14 protein-coding genes are annotated in these 13,478 nt (G+C 49.3%); 9 read left to right on the top strand and 5 right to left on the bottom strand.

Features of this window, described 5'->3' with window-relative positions; translation table 11 throughout:
- The first annotated feature begins 17 nt into the window (after positions 1-17).
- Positions 18-737 carry a ribonuclease PH gene (rph, locus tag HRE53_RS11645; RefSeq protein ID WP_235110611.1) on the top strand — a complete coding sequence of 240 codons (720 nt, stop codon included), beginning with the start codon at positions 18-20 and terminating at the stop codon, positions 735-737.
- Here the strand turns inward: rph and murF are convergent.
- The 3 genes from murF to HRE53_RS11630 all read right to left on the bottom strand — a co-directional run bounded on the left by murF (position 734) and on the right by HRE53_RS11630 (position 4,278).
- Complete coding sequence (gene murF, locus HRE53_RS11640; RefSeq protein WP_235110609.1) at positions 734-2,083, bottom strand: UDP-N-acetylmuramoyl-tripeptide--D-alanyl-D-alanine ligase; 1,350 nt, start codon at positions 2,081-2,083, stop codon at positions 734-736. The genes rph and murF overlap by 4 nt on opposite strands.
- A 69-nt stretch (positions 2,084-2,152) precedes the next feature.
- The gene (locus tag HRE53_RS11635; RefSeq protein WP_212663580.1) at positions 2,153-2,962 is read right to left on the bottom strand and encodes an HpsJ family protein; all 810 of its coding nucleotides are present in this window, start codon (positions 2,960-2,962) and stop codon (positions 2,153-2,155) included.
- 65 nt (positions 2,963-3,027) lie between these two features.
- Positions 3,028-4,278, bottom strand: a complete 1,251-nt coding sequence (locus HRE53_RS11630) for a transposase (protein WP_235110608.1) — start codon at positions 4,276-4,278, stop codon at positions 3,028-3,030.
- 206 nt (positions 4,279-4,484) lie between these two features.
- Here HRE53_RS11630 and HRE53_RS11625 point away from each other — a divergent pair, with 206 nt between their 5' ends.
- From HRE53_RS11625 to HRE53_RS11605, 5 genes are all read left to right on the top strand, one after another.
- Positions 4,485-4,640 (top strand): hypothetical protein, encoded by a 156-nt coding sequence (locus HRE53_RS11625; protein ID WP_235110607.1) that lies wholly within the window; start codon positions 4,485-4,487, stop codon positions 4,638-4,640.
- A gap of 81 nt (positions 4,641-4,721) precedes the next feature.
- Positions 4,722-6,239 carry a Rieske 2Fe-2S domain-containing protein gene (locus HRE53_RS11620; protein ID WP_315876584.1) on the top strand — a complete coding sequence of 506 codons (1,518 nt, stop codon included), beginning with the start codon at positions 4,722-4,724 and terminating at the stop codon, positions 6,237-6,239.
- Between the two features lie 139 nt (positions 6,240-6,378).
- The gene (locus HRE53_RS11615; protein WP_212663577.1) at positions 6,379-7,572 is read left to right on the top strand and encodes a Coenzyme F420 hydrogenase/dehydrogenase, beta subunit C-terminal domain; all 1,194 of its coding nucleotides are present in this window, start codon (positions 6,379-6,381) and stop codon (positions 7,570-7,572) included.
- A 6-nt stretch (positions 7,573-7,578) separates the two neighbouring features.
- The gene (locus tag HRE53_RS11610; protein WP_235110604.1) at positions 7,579-8,166 is read left to right on the top strand and encodes a DUF3611 family protein; all 588 of its coding nucleotides are present in this window, start codon (positions 7,579-7,581) and stop codon (positions 8,164-8,166) included.
- Between the two features lie 3 nt (positions 8,167-8,169).
- Positions 8,170-8,559 (top strand): DUF1823 family protein, encoded by a 390-nt coding sequence (locus HRE53_RS11605; RefSeq protein ID WP_235110603.1) that lies wholly within the window; start codon positions 8,170-8,172, stop codon positions 8,557-8,559.
- 249 nt (positions 8,560-8,808) lie between these two features.
- Here HRE53_RS11605 and HRE53_RS11600 read toward each other — a convergent pair whose 3' ends face one another.
- A complete protein-coding gene (locus HRE53_RS11600) occupies positions 8,809-9,117 on the bottom strand; it encodes a hypothetical protein (RefSeq protein ID WP_212663574.1) in 309 nt (102 codons plus the stop codon).
- Positions 9,118-9,248: 131 nt separating this feature from the next.
- Positions 9,249-10,163 (bottom strand): tetratricopeptide repeat protein, encoded by a 915-nt coding sequence (locus HRE53_RS11595; protein ID WP_235110602.1) that lies wholly within the window; start codon positions 10,161-10,163, stop codon positions 9,249-9,251.
- Between the two features lie 560 nt (positions 10,164-10,723).
- Between HRE53_RS11595 and HRE53_RS11590 the strand changes: the two genes are divergently transcribed.
- Genes HRE53_RS11590 through HRE53_RS11580 form a run of 3 tightly spaced genes read left to right on the top strand, consistent with a single transcriptional unit; the run spans position 10,724 to position 13,444 of the window.
- The gene (locus HRE53_RS11590; RefSeq protein WP_235110601.1) at positions 10,724-11,854 is read left to right on the top strand and encodes a beta-ketoacyl-ACP synthase III; all 1,131 of its coding nucleotides are present in this window, start codon (positions 10,724-10,726) and stop codon (positions 11,852-11,854) included.
- Positions 11,855-11,858: 4 nt separating this feature from the next.
- Positions 11,859-12,560, top strand: coding sequence for an iron-containing redox enzyme family protein (locus tag HRE53_RS11585; RefSeq protein ID WP_235110600.1), 702 nt, complete (start codon positions 11,859-11,861; stop codon positions 12,558-12,560).
- Positions 12,560-13,444 (top strand): DUF6999 family protein, encoded by an 885-nt coding sequence (locus tag HRE53_RS11580; RefSeq protein ID WP_235110599.1) that lies wholly within the window; start codon positions 12,560-12,562, stop codon positions 13,442-13,444. Before HRE53_RS11585 ends, HRE53_RS11580 begins: the two co-directional genes overlap by 1 nt.
- The last annotated feature ends 34 nt before the right edge of the window (positions 13,445-13,478 follow it).

Below are 13,478 nucleotides of genomic sequence, written 5' to 3'. Positions count from 1 at the left end.
GTTGAGAATTAGCATACATGACTTGGCAACGTCCTGATGGCCGTCAACCGGATCAGCTCCGACCGATTCGGTTTCACCGAGAGTATACCCACTTTGCCGCTGGATCGGTACTTGCAGAATGCGGGCAGACGAAAGTTCTGTGCACGGTCTCTGTGCAGCCTGGCGTACCTAGGTTTTTAGAAGACACAGGCCAGGGTTGGTTAACCGCAGAATATCGGATGTTGCCGGGGGCGACCCCAGAACGGCAGCGCCGAGAACTGATGAAATTATCGGGACGAACCCAAGAAATTCAGCGGTTGATCGGTCGGAGCTTACGAGCAGCCCTCGATTTACAGGCCTTAGGAGAGCGCACTCTAGTGGTAGACGCCGATGTCTTACAGGCAGATGCAGGCACCCGTACAACGGCAATTACCGGTGGATTTGTCGCTCTAGTGGATGCCGTCAATCAGTTGGTGAACAAAGGGGAGCTGTCTCAATCTCCGATTCGTCATCATGTGGCAGCAGTTTCCGTGGGTTTGCTAGAAGGTCAGTCCTTTCTAGACCTTAATTACCCCGAAGATGTGGGTGCTGCTGTGGATTTGAATGTAGTGGCAACGGAGCAGTTAGAGCTGCTAGAAGTGCAGGGGACTGCCGAGGAAGGTACCTTGCCTCGGCCTCAGCTCAATCAAATGTTGGACCTCGCTGAACTTGGTATTCAACAGTTAATTGAAGCCCAACGTCAGGCTTTAGCTTCCTAACGAACTAGGCTTTGGGTGAGATGGTCAACAATTCGGTCTAGCCCGACGGAGTGAGAGGCTTTGCACAGTAGGCGATCGCCCGACTGAATATGTTGATCGAGATAGTCCATTAAGGCTTGATGTTCGGCAAACTGCTGGGTGGGAATAGATGTGGCTCCCTCTGCAAGAGCGGTCCCTTCGGGGCCTTCATCTAAGATCAAGAGCTGATCGATATTCAATTCTTGTACGAGGTGACCTACCTGCTGATGGAGTTCGGCGGCATAGTCCCCTAATTCCTTCATGGGTCCCAGGACGGCAATGCGCCGCTCACCCGGCGTTTGAGCGAGTAAGTGGAGGGCTGCCTGCATTGATTCCAGGCCAGCATTATAGGTTTCATCTAAAACCACCACATTGTTGGGCAGGGTGAGTTTGCGAGCGCGACCGGAGGGGAGTTCTAGCGATATACCTTGCTGTAGGGGCATTAAATCAAGGTTGAGATGCTGGGCGATGGCTAGGGCGGCTAAATAGTTCAACGCATTATGAGCCCCCGGTAGGGGCAATGGGAAGGAATGGCCCGCTACCTGTAGGGTTTGAGTCTCTAACTGTCCTCGTAAATCACCAGACTCCAGGCCATAGGTGACTTGAGCCCCCGACCAAACAGTTTTGGCGGTTTCAACCAGCAAGGGATTATCGGCATTGAGAACCGCGAGACTGTCTGAGGGCATCTGGGCCAATAGCTCACATTTAGCGATCGCGATCGCTTCCCTGGACCCTAAACGACCGATATGAGCAGTGCCGACGTTGGTAATGACGCCAATGGTGGGTTGGGCAATCTGAGATAGTTCTGCGATTTCTCCGGGTCCTCGCATCCCCATTTCCACAACGGCATAGTCATGATTGGGCGTTAACCCTAACAAGGTTTTAGGAACGCCAATTTCGTTGTTGTAGTTGGCTTCTGTTTTGAGGACGGATCCTGCAGTGCCGAGGACAGCGGAAATCAGCTCTTTGGTGGTAGTTTTGCCGACGGACCCCGTGATAGCAATAATCGGGATTTGAAACTGCTGCCGCCACCACTGGCCTAAGCGTTGATAGGCCACGAGGGTATCTGGAACCACTAACTGGGGAATGGCTGCGTCGATGGGGTGATCGACAATGGCGGCGATGGCCCCCTGCTGCACTGCGGATTCTACAAACCGATGACCATCAAAGTTCTCTCCCGAGAAGGCGAGAAAAATTTCATTAGGTTTCAGGCTGCGGGTATCGGTATTAACGCCTTGAACCTGCTGGGAGGTTAAAGCATCAGAGACATGAAGGGGCTCTGCGGACAGAATCTCGATCAGTTGGGCAAGGTGAGCCTGCAAGGTCATGGGAGAGGATGCGTTCTAAAGACTGCTAGTCATTATCCCCTAAACCTTGCGGGCCGTCTTCTGATGGCCCTAGTTGGAGGAGTCTCGTAGTCCGGTCCAGCCGATACTGGCAAATGCGATCGCAAGTAAGATACCCCGAATCCCTGCTCGGAGACGGGTCATGGAGCGTTCTCCTTCAGCCCGCTTGATCACATCAGCTTTACGTTTTTCAGCATCGGCCAACTGTCCTGCGACTTGGGTTTGCTGTTGTTGGAGCTGCTTGACCCGGGCATCCACATTTTGTTTCAGCACCTGGGGGTCTTTCTTGAGCTGGGTGAGGGCGGCCTTCTGCTGGGGCGGCATCTGGGGATTATTCAGGAGCTGATCAAGCTGGGTGGGGTCTTTACCGATGGCTTGCCATTGTTGCTCTTCTAACTTGACCTGATTGAGCTGCTGATCAATGGTGGTTTTGTTACGAGTCCATTCGGCGTCAACTTGATCGAGGGCCTTCTGAATCACATCTCCCGTTTTGGCATAGTGAAACGGAATAATCAGCAGAAACATCAGCCCTAGGAGACTGGCAAAGACAAAGGTCCAGAACTTGGGGTCTTGCCAAGCAGCCCTCAGTTCTTTGTCGTCTTGAGTGTCAGCAACGAGGGGTGGCTTGGTATATAAATGAAACCAGAAGCCTGCATAAATCAGGGATAAACCGATCAGTGGAATCACGCCGCGATCGATTAAGTCATTGAGTAGGGTCAGTTGGACTTCTGCATTGCCTAACTGGGGCGAAGTCAAGCGGACCAAAAAATCTAGAAAGAAGGTCAAGATTAGAATCAGACCCACCAAGGTCAGAACCCGGGATGAGGGCGGCAAGTTAGGGCGGTTCTCAGAGACGGTCATGAGTCACTTTAGGTTGAGGGTGGACAACGAAATAGAGAATAAGCGAGTGTGACTTCTCCTGACGCTCATGCTGACGCATAGAGCGCGGGCTTCTCAAGATTACTCTTGAGTTCTTCAAGCTTCGTTCGGTCTTGTCTAGCATCAGTCCCCTGATACCCCGATAGATCCCGTCCACTTGCAGTTTGAATACCCGATAGACCACGGGCATTGATAACTTGACCACTGGCAACATCTCTAGGCTTTACAGACCCACACTCATGACACTCATGAATCCTCATACTTAGGTCTTTCTTTACCCTGGCTCCACAGTCAGGGCATTCTTGAGACGTACCATTAGGGTCAACCTTGGCATAGTAAACTCCACGCTTGAAGCAAACCCAAGGCAAAACCACATTCAGGAATTGCCCAAGCCCTGCATCAAGAGTATGTTTGCCCAACAAGCCTTTTGCCATGATTCGGAAGTCTAAATCCTCAGCAAAGATCATCTGAGCTTGGTCACACAAGTGATGAGCCAGCTTAAATTGCCAGTCCAGCCGAGATGCCGCAATTTGTTCATGGACTCGCCCTATTCTCTGAATCAGCTTGGCACGATTATTAGACCGTTTTTGCTTCCGCTTCAAACATCGTTGCAGCAATTCCAGCTTGCGGTGAAGTTTGTCGAAAAAGCGAGGTCTATCAACCTGTTCGCCATCACTGGTACTCAGGAAATAGCTCAGCCCTACGTTTATACCTATGGACCGACCGTGAGGCGGCACCTCTGGGATAGACACATCTGCCACCAAGCACAGGGAGATATACCACCCAGAATGTTTACGAATGACTCGCACTGTCTTAATCGCAAAACCATCTGGTATTTGCCGATGGAAGACAATGGGCATCAGCCCAATTTTGGGCAGCTTAATTTGTCTACCTTGGATGGGGCTGCTTTTGAACTGAGGAAAGAGAAAGGATCGGTACTGCCCAAACTTCTTAAAGCGTGGGAAGCCGTGACCTCTTTCCTTCATAGATGTAAATGCTCCATCCAGTTGTCCAATGACCTCTTGCAATACTTGAGAATGGACAGCTTTAAGCCAGTTATTCTCTTTCTTTGCGACTGCCAGTCCTTTTTTCTGAGCGTAATAGCTAGGGTAAAGGGCATCAGCCGCAACGATATATTCGGACTGCAAAGAGCATCGATCTGCTGGACACTTCCGAGAATTTATCCAGTCTTTACGTTCTCGCAGGGCATAGTTAAAAACCCTGCGGCACGTCTCAAGCCAGCTCAGCATTTGCTGTTCTTGCTCAAAATTTGGGTAGATCCTGTATCGGTAGTTCATTACGAGCATAAGTTGATTTTAACAAATTTAGGGAATGTAGCTTTACTCCCTAGAATATGTTTCCTGCGGTCACGCTCCTTATATTCTGCTTTTGACTGTGAGTGGAACGAAGCGGTCAAAAGCGGGGCTGACGGAGGTCAGCTAAACAAGCCGGAGACAAATCGAGCTCAGTATTCCTCGGATACTTGTCAAAGCTTCTGGGGATTATGATTCGCATTCTTTGGCCATTTGTCAAACCTAGGCCCTTCATTCCCATCCTTCTGGGTTTACTGATGGTGAAGCGAGGTAAGCGGTTCCTCGATTTTAATCCAGATGAGGGACAGGGGGCAGGGCCAAAAGGCATGGGTGGGTTGGTGAGCTAGGTGTGAATCGATTAACCCGTTGAACGTTGAGGATTATATTGGGGAGGATAAACCCTAGCTGTGAGCGCAATTGTTAAGACAGTGACGACTCAAAACCGCTTGTCCCTTGATCCCACTCACGATTCATCTCAGCAGGTAGAGACCGCCCCCTCCGTTGCAGAAGCTGAAACCGCTACACCTGAACAATTTCAATGGACACAGCAATGGTATCCAGTGGCAGTGGTTGAGTTTTTGGATCCGAAAAGCCCTCATGCCATTCAGCTATTGGGAAAAGATCTGGTGATTTGGCATGATCAGCAGGGAGAATGGCATTGTTTTGAAGATCGCTGTCCTCATCGCCTCGCAACGCTATCAGAAGGACGGATCGAAGTAGATGGCACTTTGATGTGTGCGTATCATGCCTGGCGATTTGATGGTGAGGGCCACTGCTTAGATATTCCTCAAAGTCTGGATTTAGAGACGGCTAAACAGCATCGAGCCAATCCGCGATCTTGTGCCATCGCCTATCCGACCCAAGTTCAGCAGGGTTTAATTTGGGTGTGGCCAGATAATAGTGAGGCCTCCCAGTCCCTCAGCCAGGAGCGTTCTCCTCGGATTATCCCGGAGCTAGAAGAGTTGCCCGATCGGGCCATTAAGCTGTTTTGGTATGTGCGAGACTTGCCCTATGGCTGGGACTTTTTTATGGAAAATATTGCGGACCCGGCCCATGTCCCTGTCTCCCATCACGGCATTATGGGTAATCGCTATCGGGATGCCAATTATTACGATATGAGTGCGGTGCGAGAAGTCTCGACTCAAGAAGGCTTTGCCTTTAACATCACACCCGTCTCCAATACGATTTTAAGAAAGGCAGTCCACAATTTTCAGCCTCCTTGTCATATGCGGATTGAAACCACTTTTGCGAGAGAGGGGCAAATGATTTTGGCACTCTATGCCAGTCCCACTCGTCCCGGTTGGTGTCGCCACATTGGCTGCCAAGTCTTGATTAAAGATAAGGATGGGAAAGCGCCCCCTGGGTTGGGCTTTTTTGCTTGGCCGATGCCGAAATGGTTAGGCCATGTATTGGCCCCCCTATTCCTCCATCAAGATTTAGTGTTTCTCCACTATCAGGAAAAACGAATTGGGCATCAGGAGCAGGGAAATTGGCTAGAGACGGTCTATACCCCTAATCCCCAAGACAAAATGGTGATTGCCCTGCGGCAGTGGATCAAAACCCGAGCAGGCGGAGGGATTCCCTGGCAATGTGACCCCCAGCTCCCTCCCCCTCAGCGAGATAAAGAACAGCTCTTTGATGTTTGGCATACCCACACTAAAGATTGCCAAGTTTGCCGCCAAGCCTTGAAACGGATTCAACAACTGAAAGTCGTGATGTTGATTAGCGCAGTGGTTTGTTTTGGATTGGGGGTGATGCTGGATGCGCGATCGCAAGCCCTATACGCCATCACTCATTCTGATACTTCTTTATTCTTAATGACTCCCCCGCCTGAGTTTTGGGAGTTAGCGCTTTGCAGTGTGGTGTTAGCGACAGGGGGCTATTTACTCCAGCGCTTTAGCCGCATGTTTTATGTCTATGAATTTGATCATGCCCATAATGATTGACCTCTAAAAATCAGTCATCAAAGGAAAAACTGGGGGGACTTGGGGTGCGGTCCCGAAACTGTTTACAATCGGAATGCGAGATAACCATTCAATTCGGTACTTTGCGCTTGCTTCGGAGTACTGAAACCCTAATTTAACTATGACTGCGGTACAACCCCATAAAAAAGCCAAAGCCCTCAAATCCACGAGTCGCCGACCGGCTAAAGAACTCTGTAGTGAATGTGGTCTTTGCGATACCTACTACATTCACTACGTTAAGGAAGCCTGTGCCTTCTTAAATCAGCAGGTGGCTGAGCTGGAAGAAAAAGCCCATGGCCGCAGCCGTGACTTGGATAACGAAGATGATTGGTACTTCGGGGTCAGCAACCAAATGATGACGGCCCGCAAGGTCGATCCCATTCCGGGGGCGCAATGGACGGGGATTGTCAGCACCATCGGCATGGAACTGCTGAAGCAGGGCAAAGTTGAGGGCGTTGTCTGTATCCAAAATACGGATGAAGATCGATTTCAACCCAAGCCGATTATTGCCCGTACCCCAGAAGAAGTGTTGGCGGCTCGGGTGAATAAGCCCACGCTATCTCCCAATCTCTCGGTGCTAGAGCAGATTGAACAGTCGGGCATGAAGCGCCTCTGTGTGATTGGAGTAGGGTGCCAAACCCAAGCTTTACGGTCGGTTCAGGATAGCTTAGGGCTTGAGAAACTCTATGTGCTGGGGACGCCCTGCGTAGACAACGTGAATCGAGCAGGGTTGCAGACCTTCTTAGACACCACGAGTCGTTCCCCAGAAACGGTTGTCCATTATGAATTTATGCAGGACTTCCGTATCCACTTCAAGCATGAAGATGGGTCGATTGAGATGGTGCCCTTTTTTGGTTTGAAGACCAATAAACTCAAAGACATTTTTGCCCCTTCCTGCATGAGCTGTTTTGACTACACGAATTCCCTGGCGGATCTTGTGGTGGGTTATATGGGTTCTCCCTACGGCTGGCAGTGGATTGTGGTGCGCAACGAGACGGGCCAGGAAATGCTGGATCTGGTGATGGATCAGCTGGAAACCCAGCCTGTAATTTCTGAAGGCGATCGCCATGCGGCGGTGCAAAACAGCATCCCTGCCTATGATAAGGGGGTGACCTTGCCCATGTGGGCGGCGAAACTGATGGGCGTTGTGATCGACAAGATTGGTCCCCGAGGTTTAGAATATGCGCGGTTCTCGATTGATTCGCACTTTACCCGTAACTACCTGTATGTGAAGCGTAACTATCCTGATAAGGTAGATGCCCATGTGCCTGAATACGCAAAGCGCATTGTCAGTCAATATGACTTACCGGACTAAATCTGCATGACCCGACCGCCTGACGCTCTATCCCGGTCGCCCAATCTTAAGAATTTGGGTGGTGCATTCCGCATTGTGGGCTGGATTAGTTTCTGGATCAAGGCGGTGTTAGGCATCATCTCGGGAGTAACGGTTCTGTTTGCCTTTTTCAGTCGTGCTAGTAATCCGAATCAGGCGGGCAATACGATCAGCGGATTAGGACTGTTATTTACGGTGACCGGAATTTTGCTCTTGGGTGTGAGCGTTTTCTGGAGTTTTCGCTATACCCGCTGGGGCCGTCGTTTTTTAGCGCCTTCTAGTGAAAATGCCCCCTCTAAAGCCGCTACCCTGAGATTGCTGAAAATGGTCCTGCTGACGGATCTCATTGGCATTTTAGTGACGGTGATTGGGGGTGAATGGTTTGTCGGTGCGATTATTGGCAAGGCCATTTCTCAGGGGGTCGCAGTGTTTAGCCTGAACCCCAACCAACTGGTGGAACCGATCGATCTATTTGTGATTCAAGCTTGTATTAATACGATTGCTGGGCAGTTTGCAGGTGTGGTTGCGTCTCTGTGGCTGCTTCAGCGCACAACACAACAGCGCCCAACAGGATAATCTATGGCTGTGACAGAACCTGACTTGCCGGGATTAACATCAGAGATCTTCTGGGCCATCTTGGAAGATAAGATTCCTGATGAAACAGTCAATCAGATGCTCTGGTATCACTTGGGCTATCGCTATGATCAAGCCTCTCAGACATGGGATATCTCACAAGTCGATGAAGTGTGGACCGAAGCCTACCCAGATCCCCCAGATTTTATTGGGAGTCGTCCTGCCACCATTAAAATCACTCGCTCCATTCCCAAAGAGAACAAGCAGTTGTTGAAAGAAGAGCTTGGCTTTGGTGGGTACACCATCGATGAGCTAAACCCTCGCCGTACCCGACGGGCAACTGCAGTGAACTGGTTCTTGAATTATCTGAAGCAGTCTGCAGCCTCAAATGCTTGATGAGTCGGGATGCTAGCAAATATAGAACGTTTAAAGAGTGAGATTCTGAATGGGATCTCAAAAGATGGTCACTGATTGAGGAGAATAAAACCTACTACCAAGACATGTCTTAGTAGTAGGGAGTTAATGAAGATGGATTCAGTGACTTTCACTATGGAAAATCACTTGCACTCCAAAATGGGCCGTTATAGAAAGCGACCCTTCAGTATCGTCAGGTATATCAACCTTTCATCCTCAATGTCATAAGCATTAGTTCGAAAGATGGGCTGCACCATTTGGACCACGAGTGATGATTTTTGGACTTTCGGAAGACCGGGTAGTGGTGTCGCGCACTGATTTAGTTTGGGCAATGTGGGCTGCACCATTCGGCCCCTTAGTCGTCACTGAGAAACTGGGAGCGTTCGAATGTCTCGAAGCGTTTTCCACTTTGACTTGATGGGCAGCAAAATTAGGGCCACGGGTGAGGGTTGTTTCGGCCAGCGTTGGTGAAGTAAAGCCAATGCTGTGGAGAGTAAGACTGGTTAATACCGATAATGCGGTGCGAGTAGTACGTTTCATGTCTGTGTTCCAACTTCATTGCCTCTAATGTACGAGAGGTATCTGAAGCTGGAATGATGACTATCTGGGTAAATTCATCTGATTTACTGAATAGTCCATGAAAGTTTTATAAGAATTATGAGAACTGAGGATTAAATCGAAATCAGCTTTTGAAAGGTGGGTTGTTGATGCAAGACTTGTAAGTCGGGATCATTGCTAGCCAATTCACGAATGGCCTCTGGATTGAGGTTCATGGCTTGTTCAAGGCTAGAAATTGCTTGATCTAGCTGTTGATGATGGGCGTGGCAGCAAGCTTTGTTGTACCAAACTTGATCATCCTTCGCATTCAGTTTGATCGCTTTTTCATGGGTAGCAATGGCTTCTTCATATTGCTGAAGTTGGAGCAGGGCTAACCCCTTAGCAGCCCATACTTCGGCCTCCTTTTCATCAATCGATAAGGCCTTATCAAAAGATTTCAAGGCTTGGGCATAGTTTTGACATTGATTGAAGGCTAAGCCGCGTCGGAACCAAGCTTGATGAAGGCTTGAGTCTAGATTGAGGGCTTGATCGTAACTTGCGATCGCATCTTCGTATTGTCCTAACCAAGACAGGGCAATGCCACGGTCGTACCAAATCAGTGCCCGATCGGGATCCTTCTTTAGGGCTTGTTCATAGCTGTTGATGGCTTCTTCATAGCGATCGAGCTGGGCGAGCAATGTGCCATAGAAATACCAATCTTGGGAGGGGGCGCTGCCCAAATGAAGAGCCTGCTCATAGCTACTCACCGCTTCTTCGTATAGACCCAATTGGCAAAAGGCTAAAGACCGATTGTGCCAACTATCTAAATGATTAGGGCGATGGGCCAAGGCCCGATCGAAGCTACGAATCGCTTCTTGATACCGTTTTAGTTCAACTTGGACGCAACCTCGCCCAAACCATACTTCGTTATTATCTTTTCCATGGGCGATAGCCTGATCAAACTCAGCTAAACTCGCTTCCAGGTTTTCAGAAGGTGTGGCATGGTTAGGTGGCTGAGGCTGACGAAATAATCTTTGAAAAAACACCACTGCAAAACTTACATCTCGAAAGAGGACGTGACTCTATTGCTGAAAAAAGCGATGGCCTACTGCAACTCAATGCAGGCTCCCCCGACCGCTGAGATCGCAAGCTAAACTTGCTATTCACTGTATGCTGGGACACGACTAAGACAGACAATTGCTGCAAATAGCCTGGATATCAAATCTCCATCAACACCGATGACTGTAGTGTGCCCATTTTGATCTAAAACTTATAGGCTTTAATCGGTAAATCTGTTAACAAGTATGGATTTGACCGTTTGCTAGAGAAATTAGCCGATTGACTGTATTTCACCATCTTTTGACAATACAACAGCCCATGAGGTCATAAATGTAGCGAGTAGTACCAATGACTTGCCTAAAGTCTGGTAGAGGCAATGTCTTAATATCTTTAGTTTACTGCTCTCAGGCACATGCAAGGTCTAGAGCCAATGTATTCAATTCTTTGGCTTATAGTCAACCAGAGAAGCGCTATGATTCAGCTGTAGATGCTGCGAACGCATCGACGATGAACCGGTCACCTGTGACTGACTCCTGAGTCAGCGTTGCCCATGTCTCCTTGCCAAGAGGTTTACATCACTGGAGTCGGCAAATTTTTGCCAGGAGAGCCCGTTGCCAACGCGGATATGGCGGCGTACATCGGCAGTATTAGTAAGCGTAGCTCAACCCTAGGAGCCGCTATCTTGCGCAAAAATGGGATTAAGCAGCGCTTCTACGCCCTAGATACAGCAGGTGGCTACCGATATACCAACGCAGGGATGGCGGCGAATGCCATTCATGATGCTCTTAAACAAGCTCGTTGCCAGCCCGAACAGGTGGATCTGCTAGCAACGAGTACCACCCAAGGGGATTATCTGGTGCCAGGGTTTGCGAGTGCAGTCCATGGTGAGCTAGGTATTCCACCGCTAGCAATTTTTTCATTTCAGAGTGTTTGTGCCAGCAGTCTGATGGCGGTTAAAAATGCCTGGCTCAATGTCAAAGTGAGCGAGTCTCAGCTGGCAGTCGCGAGCGGGAGTGAATTTGCGAGCCGCTGGTTTCGCCCTAAGGTCTATCAGCCTTTTTACGATCAAGATGCCAGGCCCGATCCACAAATCGAGTTCTTGCGATGGACCCTCTCCGATGGGGCAGGAGCTGTAGTCTTAGAGCCCAATCCTAAGCCCGATGGAGTATCCTTGCGGATTGATTGGATTCAGTTTAAATCCTTTGCCGACCGGTTCCCGCCCTGTATGTATGCCGGGACCAAAAGTAATACTGGGCCTGAGGATATGGGATGGGGATTATACGAATCGCCCCAAGCGGCCTATGAAGCGGGTGCTATTGCCCTCAAGCAAGACTTCGATATTCTCTACGCCATGTTTCCGGTGTGGGTTGGCTACTATCTGGAGCTGCTAGAGAAATACGATCTGGATCCCAATGCCATCGATTATTTTTTACCCCATTATTCTTCCCACTCCCTAGGCGAAGAGATGAAGCGATTGCTGCTTCGCACAGGAGCCATGATTGCGGAAGAAAAATGGTTCAATAACCTAGAACGCTATGGCAATACCGGGACGGCCTCCATCTTTATCATGCTAGAGGAGCTGGTTCAGCAACAGTCTTTGCAGCCTGGACAACGGATCCTTTGCTTTGTGCCCGAAAGTGGGCGCTGTATTGCGGCCTTTATGCATTTAACGGTGGTGTAATTCCATGCAAACCCAACCTCGACTTCATAGCAACGTCACCCAGTCCCAGCGAGTGCTGCGCCAGTTAACGATGGTATGGGCCGATTTTGAAAGTCGGTTGTTAAAAGTACCGATTGTCGCCCGCGCAATGCATCAGCAGCTCAGGCTTGCGGATTATCTCACCTTAATTAGCGATCATTACCAGCAGGTGGTGGAAGGCAGCGGCTGGATTAGCCGAGCAGCCTCTTCGATTACAGCCCCCTATTTGGACCAGCGTTCTGTCTTTATCCGCCATGCGGCCACAGAACATCTCGACTATCAAATGTTGGAGAAAAGCTATCTGGCCTCCGGGGGCCAAAAAGCCGAATTGATAGGGGCGCACAAAAATATTGGGTCCGAAGCGCTTTCAGCCTGGATGTATCAACGGGCATCTCAGCCCAACCCCTTCGATCTGTTGGGGGCCATGTTTGTGATCGAGGGCTTAGGAAAGCGGTTCGCCCAAACCTTTGCCAATGCCTTAGACGAAAACCCCTTAATCACCGATCCAGATCAGCTAGAGTTCTATCGCTATCATGCAGCCCATGATGAAGATCATCTGCAAGAACTCGAAGATCTGCTGGCTAGCTCAATTTTGGATATAACAGGAATGGATGAGGCGATTGTCCGCACCGCCAAAGTTACCGCTCGGTTATATCTCTTACAGCTAGAAGAACTAGGACATTATTGATGAGTTGGCAGACAGAGTTTGATCAACAAATCATTAATATCAAAGACCCCAATCCTTGGCTGGCGCTCTATTTGGATGCCAGTTTGCCCCTTCACGATGAATCTAAGCGGGCATTGCTGAGGGGCCACAACAGCCGCTCCCGCCGGATCTTTTTGCCCTTTGTGCGCCCGTTGGCCAAGCTGATGATTGTGGTGGTGAAGCTACTACGAATCGTGATCCCCGAATGGTTAAGCTCGTCTCGGCTGCTGCATCAGCTTATTTATTGGGGGTTGAAGTACTTTGTGACCCCCGATAGTAATTATCTGATTTTGCGGCATTTCGTGATTGGGACGGAGATTCTCAAGTTTATTGCCGATAATGCTGGGGTCGAGATTACGTCTACCCAATCCTTGCGCCCCACCTGCTTAGAAGATTTGAAGGCCAATACCTTCCTGATTCACGATTTGAATATTTACAACTTTATTATTGAGTTGAATCAAAAGCTCAAGGCTGAGAATCGGACGCTAGAGGCCCCTCAAAGCCTCAACTTTGACGCGATTACGGATGGAGAATTTGAGATCAATCCTGGATGCCAACGATGGACTAATTTTGTGGATTTGCAATCTGCCATTGAGGCGTATACACCAGTCTATGCTTTGTTTTTATCCGATCATGATTTTTGGCGGGCCACCAATTCGTTGCAGCTAGATGAAACCATTGCCATTTACATTAGCAAGTTGTTACAAGATCCGATGGCCTTGAGCTTAGTCAACAATCGTCATCCCTGTATTCCGTTAATTACGCTGCATGCTGGCTTTCGGCTGATGCTCCACGGTATGGATGCTGAAATCTTGCATGGCTATTTACGGCAACAGAAGCGAATGCAGGTTACCCTATCGGCATGAGGGTAAAGGGTTTATCTCGCTTGTTCAGGCGAAT

Source organism: Acaryochloris sp. 'Moss Beach', assembly GCF_021497025.1.
In the GTDB taxonomy this organism is placed as follows: Bacteria; Cyanobacteriota; Cyanobacteriia; order Thermosynechococcales; family Thermosynechococcaceae; genus Acaryochloris; species Acaryochloris marina_A.
The sequence above is the reverse complement of the archived record's forward strand: the minus strand, read 5'-3'. Positions and strand labels throughout refer to the sequence as shown.

Bases quoted from the DNA above. Each gene is read 5' to 3' on its own strand.
- HRE53_RS11600 (WP_212663574.1), bottom strand. From the start codon at position 9,117: ATGAAACGTACTACTCGCACCGCATTATCGGTATTAACCAGTCTTACT.
- HRE53_RS11630 (WP_235110608.1), bottom strand. From the start codon at position 4,278: ATGAACTACCGATACAGGATCTACCCAAATTTTGAGCAAGAACAGCAA.
- HRE53_RS11615 (WP_212663577.1), top strand. From the start codon at position 6,379: ATGACTGCGGTACAACCCCATAAAAAAGCCAAAGCCCTCAAATCCACG.
- HRE53_RS11590 (WP_235110601.1), top strand. From the start codon at position 10,724: ATGTCTCCTTGCCAAGAGGTTTACATCACTGGAGTCGGCAAATTTTTG.
- rph (WP_235110611.1), top strand. From the start codon at position 18: ATGACTTGGCAACGTCCTGATGGCCGTCAACCGGATCAGCTCCGACCG.
- HRE53_RS11610 (WP_235110604.1), top strand. From the start codon at position 7,579: ATGACCCGACCGCCTGACGCTCTATCCCGGTCGCCCAATCTTAAGAAT.
- HRE53_RS11605 (WP_235110603.1), top strand. From the start codon at position 8,170: ATGGCTGTGACAGAACCTGACTTGCCGGGATTAACATCAGAGATCTTC.
- HRE53_RS11580 (WP_235110599.1), top strand. From the start codon at position 12,560: ATGAGTTGGCAGACAGAGTTTGATCAACAAATCATTAATATCAAAGAC.
- HRE53_RS11625 (WP_235110607.1), top strand. From the start codon at position 4,485: ATGATTCGCATTCTTTGGCCATTTGTCAAACCTAGGCCCTTCATTCCC.
- HRE53_RS11585 (WP_235110600.1), top strand. From the start codon at position 11,859: ATGCAAACCCAACCTCGACTTCATAGCAACGTCACCCAGTCCCAGCGA.
- HRE53_RS11635 (WP_212663580.1), bottom strand. From the start codon at position 2,962: ATGACCGTCTCTGAGAACCGCCCTAACTTGCCGCCCTCATCCCGGGTT.
- murF (WP_235110609.1), bottom strand. From the start codon at position 2,083: ATGACCTTGCAGGCTCACCTTGCCCAACTGATCGAGATTCTGTCCGCA.